A 16,145-nucleotide genomic window follows, 5' to 3' on the forward strand; every position below is an offset into this window, starting at 1 on the left:
AGTTGCATGATGGATGTCAAGCTTATTGGGAAAAGCAAATTGTTAATTACGGTTATGTTGTGTTCCCTGTTTGTCGGTAGTAGCGTCATGAACGCGCTTGGAAGCACCCCTTTCCAACAAGGGCAGCAAGCAGCTGTTGCCTCTACTCAAACGAAAACCACTACAACTTCGTCCAAACAGGCAACGGTTACATTTCCAGCACTTCAAGGACCTTACAAAGTAGGGACTGAACGTTTTCACTGGGTTGATAAATCCCGTCCTGAAACGTTCACTGCAAACAAGATGGATCATCGTGAGTTGATGATTCAAGTATGGTATCCGACTACCGCAACAAGCGCTTCTCATAAACTTGAACCTTATGCAACCAATCCAGCAGCACTGTCGAAATTTTATGAAGGCTATATGAAAATACCTGCTGCACAATTTTTGCCTTTACTGACTACTACCACTCAATCCTTGATCAAGGCACCTATCGCTGAAGCAAAGCAAAAACATCCTGTGCTTATTTTATCGCATGGCTTCGGCATGCTGAACGATACGTATCGATTTATTGCCGAGCCTTTGGCAAGCCAAGGCTATATCGTCGTTAGTGTGCAGCATACGTATAATGCATTAATAACCACATTTCCTAATGGTAAAGTTGCAACTTTCAACGATTCCAATGGCGACAGCACCGCTCACATGGACCGATTGATAACGAAAGTGTGGGTAAAGGACATTCAATTTGTATTGGATCGTTTAGAACAGCTTTCAGAGAAAAAGAACTATCCTATTTGGAAACAAGCCGATCTAAATAAAGTTGGGATGCTCGGTCATTCTTTTGGCGGTGCTACAGCTGCACAAGTGATGCTGCAGGATAGTCGTGTAAGGGCAGGCATCAACATGGACGGCGGCTTCTTTGGCAAAGTGATTCCTGAAACGGGTATTCCAGGCCCATTCATGCTGTTGAGTGCTGGCTATGACGGATTAAAAAATTTAGAGAGTATCGATCCAAAGCAAGCCGCCGAAACACAAGGGGTAGATGAAAAGAAATTCACAGAAATGTTGAAACATGTGATCGCACGCTATAAGCAGGCCGTACGCTTTAGCTATTCCGTATCATTCCGTCATGCAAACCATGGAACATTTTCGGATACTCCGTTAATTACCCCGCCATCTGCATCAAATGATACTTCCAGCTTACAGACGGTGTATCGCACTCACAGCAGTATTAATGCCTATACATTGGATTTCTTCGACCATTTCCTAAAAGGAAAGCCAACGAAACTGCTGGACGGAAAGAACAAGATTGAAGATGTTAAGGTGAATATCGGAGAACATGTGAAAACGAAAATAGCAGCGGCTAAGTAAAATTCATTCAAGTTGGAGCCTTCTCGGTACATAACGGGGAAGGTTCTTTTTATGTTCATCAAAAGTACACAGCGCTGCGCGATAATAAAAAGCAAGGGGTTAACCATCGAAGCATATAGGCATCCATTAGCATCAGCCTCTTCACATCTAGAGCAGTTAACATGCATTCAATTTTACATTTTATTATCTAAAGGAGGAATTCAATATGAAGTCCAAGATAACGACGGGAAGAAAAAACAGATTGCTGCTATTCACCCTTCTTTGTTCCTTGTTTGTCTTTAGCAGTGCAAGCCAAGCACTTGGTACTGATGGATCGCAGCAATCGATAGCAATAGCTGAGTCCTCAGCATCCTATACTGCCGCAACAACAGTTGACACAACGACAACAACGTCCAAACCTGCATCCCATTCGACAGATAAGGCTACAAATGTTCAGTTCCCTTCGCTTGCAGGACCATATCAAGTGGGTACCGAAACATTCCATTGGATCGATAAATCTCGTCCAGAAAGATTTACAGCTAGTAAACACGACCATCGCGAACTCATGATCCAAGTCTGGTACCCAACGAAAGCAACTAGTGCCAGTTACAAACGGCAACCATTCTCAGACAATCCAACAGCACATGCTAAAGCGTTCGAAAGCTATGCCCAAGTTCCAGCAAGCAAATCTATGCCCTTGTTTCTGTCAACTACTCATTCTCTGATTAAAGCCCCTATAGCAAAAAACAAACAAAAATACCCGGTGCTTATTTTTTCACACGGATTCGGCGCTCGCAATGATTCCTATCGATTTCTCACTGAGCAGCTCGCAAGCCAAGGCTATATCATCGTAAGTGTGCAGCATACGTATAATTCATTCCTTACTCAATTCCCAACTGGAAAGGTTGCACCATACGTAGGACATCATATAGAAAACTACGCTTACATGGACCGATTAATTACGAACGTATGGGTCAAAGATATTCAATTCGTCCTTGATCGTCTGGAGCAGCTTGCCCAAAAGAACAAGGATCCGATTTGGAAACAGCTCGATCTTAAACGAATAGGGATGCTTGGTCATTCATTCGGCGGTGCAGCTTCTGCTCAAGTAATGCTGGCAGACAAACGAGTCAAAGCAGGAGTTAACATGGACGGAAGCTTTTACGGAAAATTGGTTCCAGATACGGGTATACCAGGCCCCTTCTTGTATATGGGGGCAAACGATGCAGATGGGTTGCAAAATATGGAGAACATGGACCCTAAAGAGCTTGCAGTAGAACATGAAATACGCGTTGAAGAAGTGAAAGAACTGCTGAACGATACGAGCAAAAGATACAAACAAGCGCTTCGTCATAGTTATTCCTTATCTTTCAAACATGCGAATCATGAAACATTTTGTGATTTTCCAATTCTAATGGAGCAGTTCGGGCAAATAAAAGCCTCCAGCTTAAATTCCGTAACACGCCACCATCGCATTATTAATGAATATGCATTGGACTTCTTTGATCATGCTCTCAAAGGCAAACGTACCACGCTGCTGAGCGAAAATAAGAATAAGTATGAGGGTGTCACATTAACAATCGGGGAGGGGTTGAAAGAAAAAATTAGAAACTAGCCGGACATTATCTTCATCCATTAATCACTTCAGGCGAATCGTACGTTAAGCTGGTATCCAATCCACCACGCCGTATCCTATACGATCGAGCGAACGAATACTGTACTCTGCCATCCCAAGAAAACCACTCCCTTCTTTACTCCCAAACTAATTGTACGAAATACACATAACCCATCATTCAACATGGCATTGATGCGTTCATATATGTATCGCTATTATCTATAAATATAAATAAGCCGCTGCTTAAAATGGTTCATAGTGAATCATTGGACAGCGGCTTCTCTATTTAACATGTATACCTTATCAAGAAACAGAATAACCAGCTCATAAAGCTAACCTGTAGAGATACTGTTAGAACGGCCCCGCTCCCACTGCTGCAATTCCGTTAAAAGTAACCGGCCCTGTAAGTATATCTCCTGATACAGTAGCAGAAGAAATGAACAGCGTATATCGAATTTGATTCGTATTCACATCGGTCGCAGGCGGGAAATCTGCTGCTGTAACACTAATAGCTGTACTTGAAGTTAAAGTTGGATTAACCGATTCTGTATAGATGAGTGTGCCCGACCCAAATGTGTCTGTACCATTGCGCTCAATCTGAAGTATGAGATCTGGAGGCTCGGCACTCGTAGCCACAACTACCGTCCCTGATAACCACACTCGGACATCTCCCGCCTGACTCGTACCTGCGGCCGCTGTTGTAATCAATCCAACATCTCCGATTAGTATAGGTGTATCACCAATTATGGCTGTTCCCGTATTCGTATTGCTTAACTGTGAAAGACGTACGTCTAACACTTCAAAAGCCATAACATCTCCTCCTTTATTATAATTTATCCTATTAACAAAGGAGCGTGGATGTGATAGATTGATATCTTACTAAATCGTACATTTTGAGAATTCCAAATTCAGCTCGCTTCAACCAAATTCTATGTAAGCTCAATATTTTACGGCTGCTCGTTCCACATAGTGCTTTTCGATACTGCTAATCGCTGCTTGATGCTCTTTATCCCAAACCAAGCTTATTTCAAAAGTACCCGGTTGAAAAAACAAGGGAAACCGACTTCGAAACCAATCCTGCATCGGCAGCTCAAGTGCCTTATCCTTTTCAATCCAGAGCAGCTCTCCTTCTGGCGGATGCGCTAATAATTCCCCTTCAAATGCAGTAGCTAAATAGTTAAATACCATCGAACGCAATCCTGTCTGCGGCTCACAGTATTCTGCCAATCCTTTGTAGATAATGTCCGTTACAAGGAGTCCCGTCTCTTCTCTTACTTCTCGTATTGCACCATCGACGATACTCTCTGGATAATCGACCTTGCCCCCAGGAGCTATATACCCTGGAAACCCACGTTTCGTTGGTCGGTTTAGTAATAGCACTTTATCGTCGTTCTCAATCATACACATCGTGTATAATTCATGATTAATCTTCATCTAACAATCATCCCTTTTAAAATAACTTGAAGGATCGCGTAGGTTAGCTCAGAATCCTGAATTTGATTGTCTCGTATTTGATTCAGACATTCCTCTACCTTTATCTTCACTACTTGAATCCGTTCATGCGCTTCAAGGCTTTGCTCGGTATAGCTTAAGATTTCGTCCGTGTAAAATACATGTGCAACCTCATTGCATCTCCAAGACGCAGGAAATAGTTGGCCAAGGTAATGCATATGCCCACATTCATAGCCTGTCTCTTCCAGCAGTTCTCTTCTTCCAGTATACTTTCCCATGTTCATCTTGTAGTATCGAGAGCCCGTTGTTGTCTATTAACGTAATTATTTGGTTCATAACAGCCCACTCCCCTAACGTTCGCCACAGCGTCTATTCTGTGTATATGGATGTATTTCAAAATGTAACGAACGTCAGTGAGCTTATTTGTCAAATAGAGCGCTTATTTTCACCATTTTGGCTAATATAAGCTCTCCTACAACCGTTACAATTCTACGATGGGCAAATTCAGCAAAATAACGTCAATGACGTTCGTTAGAGCCAAGTATACGGCTTCTTATGACATGTCATACAATCCAATCTGAATGACAATTAGCCATCCTCCTAAACCTGACACTATACTTATGCCGCAGCGAAACTTCCTCGCTGTTATCGGCAGCCTTTATTTCCACGGTCTAGTTACTCCCTTTTTTTCTCTTGTAGCTCTATTAAGATCATTATCCCAAATAATCTGGCACAATCTCCGTCTCAACGATCTGTCCATTACGTACATTTACCTCATACGCCCTCGCAGCAGGACGCGAGCTTACAACGCGATACAATTCATCACCACGATAATGAAGAGCAACCCCATCATCAGCCGCCCTACCTCCGCCCAGTAGACCCGCTAAAATAAGCTTCTGGTAAGAAGGTCTACGGTCTGCTTCGCCATCATAGTGTGGGCAGTTGCTGCCTTGCAGCCACCCTAAACCATTCAGCTTCGTTAACTGACCAGGTATCGAATCAGTCACAGCTTCTTCAAACCAGCATAACGAGCCAGCACTAAGCCCAGACAGCACAGTCCCATTTTCCCAAGCCCGCTTCAAATATAGATCGAGCTTCCACTCTTTCCATAACACAAGCAGGTTGCGAGTATTGCCCCCACCGACATAAATAATGTCTTTGTCCAGTACATAGTCTTCCAAATCTCCCGTTGGCGCGTTAAATAAAGATAAATGAGAAGGGATGCAATCATATCGATTAAATGCCTTATAAAATCGCTGTATATATCCATCCGCGTCTCCACTTGCTGTCCCTACAAAGCAAATTTTAGGCTGTTTCGATTGAGCTTGCTGCAGCACGTATGTATCTAATAACGGGTTGTCTGGCTCCATCGAGAATCCTCCGCCGCCCATTGCGATAATTTGCCTCATCTTAATCCTCTCCCAGTCGATATAAAATGTCGTCTTCTTGCTGTTTACTCTAATTTGTTGTCTATTAAGTTACCGATAGTCTTTCATCCCACATTCAAATGCTTCTGGATCATTGTTAACAACCCCGTGCAATGCCTCTTGCAGAGCAAACGTGCTGCGATAAAACCGGACCCGTTCCGAAATAGCCTCGCCCCCAGGATAAAGCCTAATGCATTCCTCGTAGAAATCTTCCCCATAACCAGCAAGAATGCCAGCCAAGTCATAGGCAGGATCGCCTAAGCCAGAACCGCCAAAGTCAATAACTCCCGATATTGCGCACGCCTGCGCATCCCATAAAATATTTCCCGTACCGAAATCGCCGTGGATTAGCGTTTGCTGCACATTATGATTTTTCTCATTTTCCAGGAAAGTTTGGAAGTTGTGGATGACACACTCTCTAGCATCGCTTCTCATGTACGAAAATAATTTCTCCTCCATATTTGCATATAGTAGCTTGGTCATCTCCAGTATTGATTTTCTTTCTTGCTTAAAAATAGGTTCAAGAAGCTCACCTTTAGTCCCATGCAACTCTGTAAGAAAGGTTACGAGCTGAGAGGCAAGCCGATGCCGTGCTTCTTTATCCTTTACTCGGTCTAATTCTTCTTTCCAGAACGGCGCTCCAGCAATGAGCTTATATCCCGTAAATACTTGACCAGGCACCATCGCTTCAAAAGATACATACTTCGGTACAGGGATCGGTAGCGTCGTCTGATGTTGAATAGCCTCTAGCAGCTCCGTCTCTCTTTTCAGCTGCCGAATCCCTTCCACATATTTAGGAAAGCGGAATACGAGCGAGTTGTTAATAATGACAACATCGTTGTTCTGCCCGATCGTGTTCGGCTCAATATGTTCAATAGCTAACTCGGGATACTTCTGTTCAATTAACTTCTTATATGAGGCAATCATCGGCGTACTCCTTTGTCCAATATGTATTTTTTCGCTACTGTAAAACAATTTTTAACCCTTATACTACCACAAACAAAGGCTTTATATGGTAAATATTAAAATGAAATAATATTTAAAATTAGCAGGGTATCGTTTAGAACGAATTAGTGATTGAGAAAATCACATCGCGACAGTACTTACGTACATGCTTCAACACAACATTAACGTTACGAAAAAGACAAACATCAGCCCAACCATTAGAGGTATAATGGATAAAGCTGTTAATTACACCCAGTACAGGCATCCATATTTGGGAGGGAATCATATGAAACTGCTAATTAAAGACGTTACAATCGTCACCATGCTGGAAGAGGATCAGCCATTTAGAGGAGATATTTTAATCGAAGGCGATAAAATTAAGGAAATAAGCAGTCAAGTGCAAGAACAGGCAGATAAAGTCATTCAAGGGAATGGAAAAGTTGCCATGCCTGGTCTTATTAACGCGCATCAACATACGCCTATGAGTCTATTAAAAGGCTTTTCCGATGATTTAAAATTAATGGATTGGTTGGACAAAAAGATGCTCCCCGCCGAAAATAACATGACGCCAGAAGATATATACTGGGGTTGTAAACTATCCATGGCTGAAATGATCAAATCAGGCACAACAGCGTTCGCAGATATGTACGTACATATGAATGAGATTGCACAAGCTATTGACGAAGTCGGCATGCGAGCATCACTGACGAGAGGTTTAGTCTTCTTTCAAGATGATAAAGGTAGAAGACTCCGTGAAGCTATGGAGCTTATCGAGCAATGGCACGGTGCTGCGGAAGGAAGAATTACCACGATGTTTGGCCCGCATGCTCCATATACTTGCCCTCCTGAGCCTTTAAAAGAAGTCATCCGTCTAGCAGAAGAAAAGAATCTACCCATTCATATCCACTTGGCCGAAACTAAGGAGGAAATTGTTAAAATAAGAGATAAATACAATCAAACTCCTACAGAGTACTTATATAACCTTGGATTGTTCGAAAAATCCCATGTTTTACTGGCTCATGCTGTCCATTTGACTCGTAAAGATATTAGTTACTTGGTTGGCATGCGCGGTGGTGTTGCTCATAATCCTGTGAGCAATCTGAAATTAGGATGCGGCATTGCTCCTATCGTCGAAATGCTGAATCGTGGAATACATGTAGGACTAGGTACGGATGGAGCAGGAAGTGCTACAACGCTCGATATGTTCCAGGAAATCAAGACTGCTACTTGGCTGCAAAAATTAGACTATGGCGATCCGACACAAATTCCTGCTAAAAAAGCGATTCAACTCGCTACGATTAATAGTGCAGCGCTGCTTAATATCGATAAAGAAGTCGGTACTCTCGAAGTTGGTAAAAAGGCAGATCTTATTTTGATCGATATAAATAAACCTCATTTAATGCCACATCACAACATAGAATCTCTAATCGCTTATAGCGTTAATGGTGGTGACGTAGATACAACGATCGTAAACGGAAAAGTACTTATGGAAAACCGCCAGCTTCTGACGATGAATGAAGAGGAACTTCTTCAAGAAGCAGCAGTACGTGCCAAGCGAATTGTAGAAGGAATTTAATAGATATGCACGCCTAAGGTAAGTTAAGCTGCCTCCTGTACTTTATGACTGGAGCAGCTTATTTTTTTATTTTTCAAAAAACAAGGAGTCCAGTTGCTCACAGCGGTAACAAGTGGTAGGCTATTAGCTAGCATTGAATTGCCAACTTAATAAGGGAGTTCACACATGACGATTACACACAAACGGAAGTTTATCATCTGGCTAGTACTTACGGTGGTATGGATGGGGGTTATTTTTTATAAGTCCTCAGAGCCTTATACAGAGCAGGATTTGCGTCCAGCCTTCGCATCCTTAATCGAGGCGAAGACGCTGCAGAAGTATATACCTGAGCTTTCCTTTTATTACGACAATCAACTTATCACTTGGGAAAAGCCTTACGACTTCGTTGAGTTTTTTATTCGCAAAGCTGCACATGTCTTCTCCTTTGCGCTACTATGCTTCTTCGCCATTAAGACGCTCTACGCTACAAAGATGAAAGATTGGGCATCCATCGGTCTAGGTGGATTATTTTCATTCCTCTACGCTTGTTCAGACGAATGGCATCAATCGTTTGTCGTCGGACGGACGGGGCATATCGAGGATGTCATGGTCGACTCTATCGGAATTGTCCTTATCGTACTTATCATGAGCGTTCGTGCTTGGCGGCGCTGGTCCCATAGCTGATTCGTTCATGCAGAATCATTCGTACGACAATGAAAGCTATCCACATTCCGGTATGTCATACCGGTGCGGATAGCTTTCGGCGCATCATCTTCTCCTTTTAACTGCCGATCTTCTAAATTGACATCTGCCCCTCTTCATAATGAGCTCGCTTTGACTTATCAAAGATGTGGAAGCTTAGTACAATCGCAATTACAATCGATACAACCGAGAAAATAATCGTAACGAGCTGCAAATCAAACCACTCCGCCAATGTCCCCAATGCAAACGTAGCCATAATTTGCACGATGCTTTGGAACATCCCCTCCATGCTGCCGAATCGCCCCATAATGGAGGTCGGTACATTGTTCTGATAAAAAGTCGCGTAACCGGTATTGGAGAAAGACATAAAGAATCCAAGCAAGATAAAGCTTATCGTCGCAAACCAAAACCCTGAAGCACTGTAGAACATCGTATAGCCAATCGTTGTAAACAGTAGACCTACCGCTATGTACGTTTGAAGGGAGAATTGCTTCACCCAAATGGCCGATGCTGAAGCTCCAAGCAGAGCACCTATACCAGCCACGCTGACAATGACACCGTACAGTTGATCGTTCAAATGGAGATTTTGCTTAATGAACGTAACTTCTTGCGAATCGAGCGCAAAGAAGATCATAATTGCAATTTGATATAGCAGATATATTTTGACAAAATAACGAGAACGCAGCATAAATTGCTGGACGAGCTTCCAATCTTCTATAATCATTTTCAAACGAATCGGCTCTCGCTTCGCTGCATTCTCATCGCTAACATCAGGCAGCATACCAATAAGAAATGCACAGATCAGAAAACTAACCGCGTTGATGATGACGCACCAACCTGTACCTATCAAAATAATCAACACACCAGCAATCGCAGGACCGAGTAAAAAGGAGCCCGAGTTCATCATGCTCATAATGGAATTAAATCTCCTGCGCTCTTCTATTGCAACGAATTTGGTAATATAGAAGGTTGAGCTAGGTCCAAAAAAAGCAGAGGCTAGGCTGCACACAAACACGATCGCATATACAGCCCATATCGATGACATCAATGGAATGAGGAAAATAAGCACTCCTCGAATAACATCCGCAGCAATCATAATTTTTCTCTTATTCATTCGATCAATGACTGACCCTGCCCATAAATTCGTAAACAGCTTCGCAATCGGGCCAATCATATATAAGCCCGCTACAGCGGCGGCTGAATTCGTCATGTTTAACACGAGAATGTTTAACGCAATCAAATAAATCCAGTTACCAAAGTACGAAACCCCTATTCCCCCCAGAAGCAGCGAATACTGCCTCCACCTGCCTAATCCCTCACCCACAAAATCTCCCCCTATCTAAGTTACCGATCCCACTTCTATTATCGTGCTAGAAAGACGAAGGGAAATCGACAGATTATGTCGATTTAAAAATGAATAAATGATACTATTTTCATATAACAATGGAACTACTTTCATGCATGGCATTCATTATAGATGTAATTGAAATGTATATGGAAAGGAAGGTACAACAATGATTATCGGTATCGATCTCGGAATGACTTTCTCGGCTGTCGCTTATGTGGATAAAGATGGAATTCCAGTCATTATACCAAACCATGAAGGTGAGCGAACATCCCCGTCCGTTATTTTATTTGAACAATCTGTGCCAAATACATATCCCTATTTTCATAAAAGCCCCCCTATTGTTTCTTATGAAGAAGGAATAGATAAAGCGCTGTGCAAGATGATAGAATTACCCTTAAAGACTGATACACACTGAGAAGAGGGTGATGTTATCCATACTCATTTGCTTAGTAGAAAAAGTCATTTCAATTGCTTCAAAATTGAACTTGCTCATGTTTTACTTACTTACGAGTATGAGACAGCTCATCTATTTTATAATGCTTATGAAAGTACAAATGCGATCAATCAAGAGCTCCTGATAGAAAGAAAGGGCTTCTGGCTCCTCGACATGGACTGTCTAAACGATAGCGATTTGGCCCAAGTCGGTGTCCATTTTACAGATTTCGAAGGCTCTTCTACTAAGGAGGCAGCCCAATATATTGAGACTAATTTGCAGGCCGGAAATATCGTGTTCTCTGGTGCCAAACCTAAGTATTTCCCCGAATTGCATTTCATGGATGGGGAATCCACGCATTACCTTATCATCGAACAATTTACAAATAAGCAGCACGCCATAATCAGTGATATCAAAAACATTGTTAGCAAAACGTATGAAGCAGACTTTGTACTGCAAGTCACAGCTGATTCCGATTATCCTCTGTTCTCACTTCATAGAAAAGATATTCAAATTACTCCAGAAATAAAACATGCATTCCATAATAGAGCAAGACAGTGTATTTTACATAATGAAGACGATTCAAGACTATTCGATCATGCGCTTGAAATCGTTAAAATGTTGCCCTATTCTCCGCTGGAAATAGCTACACAGCTCACCTATTCTCTCGGTCAAGTATTTATCATACTCAGCGGATCAAGGTATGTGTTCTCCTGCTATATGGAGCTCCAGCCCGTTCCCGCTTACGTCGTCGATTTGTTAAGGCACTGTTCCGATCAAGCTGAAACTATCAAAAACATAATCATAAAAAAAGAAATTGAAATGAAAAACACAAACAACCACCGCCCTCTCCAAATCGCCCAACTGATAGAGAAATTAGAAATGCTGCGTGATTATGAACGGTTAACATTGTTAGCCTTGAAAAAAGAACTAGCCAATGAATAGGAAATACTCAATCTGCATGCAGCTTTCATAAAATGTCTATCCATTCGGTGAAGTCCATTTCCCTAAAAGGATGGTTGTGATGGTGAATCCAGTTGAATTTTTAACAGAGCTAAGAAATTCGGACAAGTTTATTACCGATATTTACACGAAAGGAAGCTGCTATAAATTATTCAGAATTCTGAAATTATTATATCCTCACTCCATCCCTTACAAATGTGGAAATGACAATGATTATTATCACGTCATCACATCGATCGACAACGTGTTCTATGACATCAATGGAGTCGTTAATCCCCTTCAGTTTGATTCCATTGTTCCTATGCTGATCGAGGACCAAGAAGAGTTTGAATGGTATTCCTATAGTCGAATGTGGTATATTCCTGACTGCGAGGAATGTCCTGTTATGACCGCAGTTGCTGCGTATCAAACGGATCTAGAAGAAGGCTAACGATGTACTTTGTATAAATTAAGGCCACAAGCATCCTACAATATGGTGCACGGATTGTAGGATCGATGCTCTCCATTCCTGCTAATCTATAACCAAGAAGGAGGTGGGAGTATGGATAGTCTAGAAAGGTTTAATCTTGCCTTACAGTACATCGAAAAACATCTCGATGCTGAGATCGACTACGCGGAAATAGCAAGGATTGCAGTTTGCTCGGAGTATCATTTTACAAGAATGTTTTCATTCCTAGCAGGCGTTACACTCTCGGAGTACATCAGGCGCAGGCGCCTTTCGCTCGCAGCATTCGACCTCACTATTAGCCATGTACGAGTTATAGATGTAGCGATTAAATACGGTTACAGCTCGGCAGATTCTTTCACTAGGGCGTTCCACAGCTTGCATGGTATAACACCGTCTGAAGCAAGACAGAACGGACAATTCCTAAAAGCATACCCGCCAATGACCTTCCAACTATCGATTCAAGGAGGAAGTGAAATGAATTATCGGGTGGTTGAAAAAGAAGCGTTCCACATTGTAGGAATTAGCAAGCGAGTACCTTTAATTTACAACGGTGTCAACCCAGAAATTGCAGGAATGTGGCAAAGCCTTAATGAAGAGTTGATTGACACGCTCAAGCAGCTGTCTAATGTAGAACCGTCAGGATTGATCAGCGCATCAACTAACTTTTCTGAAGGACGACAAGAGCATGGCGAGCTGGATCACTATATTGGAGCAGCTACAACGAAGAATTGTCCTGAACATTTGACTCAGTTGGATGTACCTGCTTCTACTTGGGCGGTATTTACCGCAGTTGGGCCATTTCCTGATACGCTGCAAAATGTGTGGGGACGTATTTATTCAGAGTGGTTCCCTAGCTCCAACTACCAACTCGCTGAAGGACCTGAAATGCTCTGGAATGAAAGTAAAGAGGTAACTTCACCAACGTTCAAGAGTGAGATATGGATTCCGGTCATGAAAAAATAAGTTTGGGTTAACGAAAAACGCATGTCTAGTCATTTAATGACCAAGCATGCGTTTTTTTACTATTAGAAGATTTATAATCTCATTTACAGCTCCAACCCGTTTGTAATTAAAGCAATAAATAAAGTCGGTACAGCATTCTCGTCGCCTCCCCACGAGTAACAGCCTCGCGAGCTTTAATCTGCTTATTAGCAGGAACATCAATCAAGCGCTGTTTTACTGCCAACGCCATCGTTCGCTTTGCCCAATTAGATATCGTTTTCTTGTCTTCGAATTGATTCAAGTAGACATCTGGATTTGATGGGTAAAAATAATTTTTCTTCTCATGCAAATATCGTGCGCCTATCGCAATCATTTCTTCACGAGCTATCGTCTTGTCTGGCTTAAATGTGCCATCAGGATAGCCTTTGACGATATCCTTTTTCTCAGACGAAGCGATATAGGGATGATGCCACTGCGGAGACTGGACATCTGAAAAGCTCTCCGTCGCCGTTTTATCCAACGCGTAAAAAGCTTTAACTAACATCGATGTGAACTCTGCACGGGTTATCAATGTATCTGGTTCAAACTTGCCACCGGCTTTCCCTTTCACAATTCCTTTAGAGGCCAGAAATTGAACGGCTTGCTGGAGCTCTGGATCTCGACCCTCCATATCAGGGAAAGAGGTAGCATTATCACCCAAATAATACGTGCCAGGACGGTTAATTTCAGCTTCCACTCCATTTTTGTACGGATTGAACTTTCCACCGATCGGATCCGTCGTAGTCCCATCCGAATAAAACACACTGTTATTGGTTGCATCCGACTGACTCGCGGGCAAAATAAGCCCGATGTTGCTTGCTACACTCGCAAGCTCTCTTCCTTGTTCATCTAAAAATTGTACGCGATATCCACCGTTCGTTTCTTTGACCACATGAATAACGATAACAGGATACGAATGGAACAGACGATCTGCAGTCGCAACATGAATCATTAACTTCGCATCTCCTGCATGTACGGTAATATAATCGATATCTTTACGACCGATTAAGCTATCTTTATGCAGCATGAACGTATAACCATTTTGACCAGGTGAAGACAAAACTTCCCCATTAACAACTAACTCTCTAGCAAGAACAATTCCGCTTTCTGATAGCGATTGCTCCACCTCGGATTTAGCCTTTAGCGCACTACCAGCTATACGGTTCATCAACTCAGCGTTAATGACTACTTGTCCATTTACAGGAACCGGCTGCTCGCTGCTTGCAGCTGTAATAACGAGCTCTCCGGCTTGTATCAGCCCCTCCACAATATACGGCTTCTGTTTGTCAGCGGCAGGTACCGTGCGCACAGCAGTGTAATACGTATCGCTCAGCCTATTACTGTCAGCCACATATAGCATAAAATAGGCGAATACGTCCGGATAACCCGTTCTAGTTCCGGTTGCCCGCACAATTGTCTGCCCCGGTTTATTGGCTACTACGACTGGTGTACCATTCACATACGATATGCTCCCTATACTCGGATCATCTATCGTGTAAGTTACCTTGGTCCCAGGTAGCAGATTGTTAACCGCAATAGACTGATTTCCACCAGGCGGGAGCATTGTGACATATGGATACAGGCTAATATCCGGAGCTGTTCGCACCCTTGGTTCGCTTGTTGTTGTCGTTGTCTTAGGTTTATCGCCTGTTTGTTTATCAGATCGTTTATCTGTATGGCTATCTGTTGGGGTGCCCGTTTGGCCTGCTTGGTTACCTACTGTTCCAGATTCACCACGCTGCTCCATTCTTTTCGTGAACACAACAAGCTTAGGATAATCAGAAGCACTTTCCCACGCCCACAATGTCTGATCTTCTTTTAATACATGATATCTTTTTGGGCCACTTGGTTCCCTTTGATGTACAGAAACGATATTCTTCAGTTCGGGAAAGACCTTTTCACTTTCCAAAGACCAGAGCTGGCCATCCTTTCGGAATGCATACATTTTGTCGAGATTGGGATCTCTAAGAAAATCCAATTGAACAATCGTTCGCACGTCTGCTGCTGTATGTACTTGAACAGGAGCATTGTCGTCTCGATATGTTCGCCAGGACCAAACCGTTCCATCCTGCTTATAGGCATAACTTGTAATAGAACCTAAATCTATGTTGACAATATCACTAAGCCCCGTAATTTGTTCAACCGTTTTGCTGCTAGATCGGTTATGCGGAAAATACGAGCTTGATCTCCATTTCCACACCGAACCGTCCTTTTTAATCGCAAATACATGGCCTCCAATTGATTGTAAGGATGCAACATCATCTAGCAGCTTCATTTGTTCCAGTGAGGATTTCGCATTTTTAGAGTTGCCTGTTCTCCTTCCCCACGTCCATACAGAGCCGTCAGATTTTAATACGAACAAAACTTTGTAATTACCATCGAATTTAGCAACGAATGAAGTCACGTTACTCAACTCTTTAATAAGTAGCGGATCACTCGTAGGATATGGTAGATTATCTGTACGCTTGGCATCCCAATACCAGACGGTTCCGTCTTTTTTTAGCGCAACATATCCACGAATATCCTTACTACTTCCACTTCCTCTAACATCGATCTGCTTTACATCTTTCAATCCTGGAATTTGTACCATATGAGCTTTGTAGACCGTGTCCGACGTGTAATGAGATAATCCATTGTTGATATACCATATCCAAGCTGTTCCATCCTTCTTCGAAGATAGCACTTGCTCGTCAAGAATGTCATAATCCTCGCCCACACGTGTATAGTGCTGCTCGCTGACGACCTTCTTATCGCTTTGAATGGCTTGAACCGTTCCTGAATGAGCCGTCAAAATTAACATCAAGCTTATTAGTGCTGCCATGTACCGTTTCATTGTTGACCTCCACCATTTCTCCTTCAGTTCTCAACATTCAATCTTCATAGCCTACGGTAAGCAGATTGCTTGTCCTACTCTCCCATTCGCCTACTTACTACTATTTCTCTATTT

15 protein-coding genes are annotated in these 16,145 nt (G+C 42.5%); 8 read left to right on the plus strand and 7 right to left on the minus strand.

The features are described 5' to 3' along the window. Positions 1-6: 6 nt before the first annotated feature. Together H580_RS0100590 and H580_RS25275 are read left to right on the plus strand one after the other, a co-directional pair. Complete coding sequence (locus tag H580_RS0100590) at positions 7-1,350, plus strand: alpha/beta hydrolase family protein (protein ID WP_169449337.1); 1,344 nt, start codon at positions 7-9, stop codon at positions 1,348-1,350. A gap of 205 nt (positions 1,351-1,555) precedes the next feature. After that, a complete protein-coding gene (locus H580_RS25275) occupies positions 1,556-2,944 on the plus strand; it encodes an alpha/beta hydrolase family protein (protein ID WP_051217121.1) in 1,389 nt (462 codons plus the stop codon). A 351-nt stretch (positions 2,945-3,295) separates the two neighbouring features. Here H580_RS25275 and H580_RS0100600 read toward each other — a convergent pair whose 3' ends face one another. The 5 genes from H580_RS0100600 to H580_RS0100620 form a co-directional block, all read right to left on the minus strand. Next, the gene (locus H580_RS0100600; protein ID WP_028593074.1) at positions 3,296-3,754 is read right to left on the minus strand and encodes a hypothetical protein; all 459 of its coding nucleotides are present in this window, start codon (positions 3,752-3,754) and stop codon (positions 3,296-3,298) included. Positions 3,755-3,883: 129 nt separating this feature from the next. Next, positions 3,884-4,378 (minus strand): 8-oxo-dGTP diphosphatase, encoded by a 495-nt coding sequence (locus H580_RS0100605; RefSeq protein WP_028593075.1) that lies wholly within the window; start codon positions 4,376-4,378, stop codon positions 3,884-3,886. Beyond that, on the minus strand, positions 4,375-4,674 hold the full coding sequence (locus tag H580_RS22840) for an NUDIX hydrolase (protein ID WP_051217122.1): 300 nt from the start codon (positions 4,672-4,674) through the stop codon (positions 4,375-4,377). The genes H580_RS0100605 and H580_RS22840 overlap by 4 nt, the downstream gene beginning before the upstream one ends. A 435-nt stretch (positions 4,675-5,109) precedes the next feature. After that, entirely contained in the window at positions 5,110-5,805 is a 696-nt protein-coding gene (locus tag H580_RS0100615) for a Type 1 glutamine amidotransferase-like domain-containing protein (protein WP_028593076.1), read from the minus strand. 69 nt (positions 5,806-5,874) lie between these two features. After that, positions 5,875-6,750, minus strand: a complete 876-nt coding sequence (locus H580_RS0100620; protein WP_028593077.1) for a phosphotransferase family protein — start codon at positions 6,748-6,750, stop codon at positions 5,875-5,877. Between the two features lie 304 nt (positions 6,751-7,054). Between H580_RS0100620 and H580_RS0100625 the strand changes: the two genes are divergently transcribed. Then, entirely contained in the window at positions 7,055-8,344 is a 1,290-nt protein-coding gene (locus tag H580_RS0100625; RefSeq protein WP_028593078.1) for an amidohydrolase, read from the plus strand. A 165-nt stretch (positions 8,345-8,509) separates the two neighbouring features. Then, positions 8,510-9,007 carry a VanZ family protein gene (locus H580_RS0100630; protein WP_028593079.1) on the plus strand — a complete coding sequence of 166 codons (498 nt, stop codon included), beginning with the start codon at positions 8,510-8,512 and terminating at the stop codon, positions 9,005-9,007. Between the two features lie 112 nt (positions 9,008-9,119). Here the strand turns inward: H580_RS0100630 and H580_RS0100635 are convergent, their stop codons facing one another. Further along, entirely contained in the window at positions 9,120-10,349 is a 1,230-nt protein-coding gene (locus tag H580_RS0100635; RefSeq protein ID WP_036604252.1) for an MFS transporter, read from the minus strand. 190 nt (positions 10,350-10,539) lie between these two features. Here H580_RS0100635 and H580_RS26930 point away from each other — a divergent pair, with 190 nt between their 5' ends. From H580_RS26930 to H580_RS0100655, 4 genes are all read left to right on the plus strand, one after another. Beyond that, positions 10,540-10,788 carry an Hsp70 family protein gene (locus H580_RS26930; protein ID WP_028593081.1) on the plus strand — a complete coding sequence of 83 codons (249 nt, stop codon included), beginning with the start codon at positions 10,540-10,542 and terminating at the stop codon, positions 10,786-10,788. A 216-nt stretch (positions 10,789-11,004) separates the two neighbouring features. Continuing rightward, positions 11,005-11,751 carry a hypothetical protein gene (locus H580_RS0100645; RefSeq protein ID WP_157282613.1) on the plus strand — a complete coding sequence of 249 codons (747 nt, stop codon included), beginning with the start codon at positions 11,005-11,007 and terminating at the stop codon, positions 11,749-11,751. Positions 11,752-11,830: 79 nt separating this feature from the next. Continuing rightward, positions 11,831-12,199, plus strand: coding sequence for a hypothetical protein (locus H580_RS0100650; protein WP_028593083.1), 369 nt, complete (start codon positions 11,831-11,833; stop codon positions 12,197-12,199). Positions 12,200-12,310: 111 nt separating this feature from the next. Then, positions 12,311-13,180: an AraC family transcriptional regulator gene (locus H580_RS0100655; protein ID WP_028593084.1), complete on the plus strand. Its 870-nt coding sequence runs from the start codon at positions 12,311-12,313 to the stop codon at positions 13,178-13,180. 106 nt (positions 13,181-13,286) lie between these two features. Here the strand turns inward: H580_RS0100655 and H580_RS0100660 are convergent, their stop codons facing one another. After that, on the minus strand, positions 13,287-16,031 hold the full coding sequence (locus H580_RS0100660; RefSeq protein WP_028593085.1) for an S-layer homology domain-containing protein: 2,745 nt from the start codon (positions 16,029-16,031) through the stop codon (positions 13,287-13,289). Positions 16,032-16,145 lie beyond the last annotated feature (114 nt).

The organism is Paenibacillus assamensis DSM 18201 (genome assembly GCF_000422445.1).
GTDB lineage: Bacteria > Bacillota > Bacilli > Paenibacillales > Paenibacillaceae > Paenibacillus_B > Paenibacillus_B assamensis.

Coding starts and splice junctions, on each gene's coding strand:
- H580_RS0100625 (WP_028593078.1), top strand. CDS start 7,055: ATGAAACTGCTAATTAAAGACGTTACAATCGTCACCATGCTGGAAGAG.
- H580_RS0100655 (WP_028593084.1), top strand. CDS start 12,311: ATGGATAGTCTAGAAAGGTTTAATCTTGCCTTACAGTACATCGAAAAA.
- H580_RS0100650 (WP_028593083.1), top strand. CDS start 11,831: ATGGTGAATCCAGTTGAATTTTTAACAGAGCTAAGAAATTCGGACAAG.
- H580_RS0100615 (WP_028593076.1), bottom strand. CDS start 5,805: ATGAGGCAAATTATCGCAATGGGCGGCGGAGGATTCTCGATGGAGCCA.
- H580_RS0100590 (WP_169449337.1), top strand. CDS start 7: ATGATGGATGTCAAGCTTATTGGGAAAAGCAAATTGTTAATTACGGTT.
- H580_RS0100630 (WP_028593079.1), top strand. CDS start 8,510: ATGACGATTACACACAAACGGAAGTTTATCATCTGGCTAGTACTTACG.
- H580_RS0100605 (WP_028593075.1), bottom strand. CDS start 4,378: ATGAAGATTAATCATGAATTATACACGATGTGTATGATTGAGAACGAC.
- H580_RS0100620 (WP_028593077.1), bottom strand. CDS start 6,750: ATGATTGCCTCATATAAGAAGTTAATTGAACAGAAGTATCCCGAGTTA.
- H580_RS0100660 (WP_028593085.1), bottom strand. CDS start 16,031: ATGAAACGGTACATGGCAGCACTAATAAGCTTGATGTTAATTTTGACG.
- H580_RS26930 (WP_028593081.1), top strand. CDS start 10,540: ATGATTATCGGTATCGATCTCGGAATGACTTTCTCGGCTGTCGCTTAT.
- H580_RS25275 (WP_051217121.1), top strand. CDS start 1,556: ATGAAGTCCAAGATAACGACGGGAAGAAAAAACAGATTGCTGCTATTC.
- H580_RS22840 (WP_051217122.1), bottom strand. CDS start 4,674: ATGGGAAAGTATACTGGAAGAAGAGAACTGCTGGAAGAGACAGGCTAT.
- H580_RS0100600 (WP_028593074.1), bottom strand. CDS start 3,754: ATGGCTTTTGAAGTGTTAGACGTACGTCTTTCACAGTTAAGCAATACG.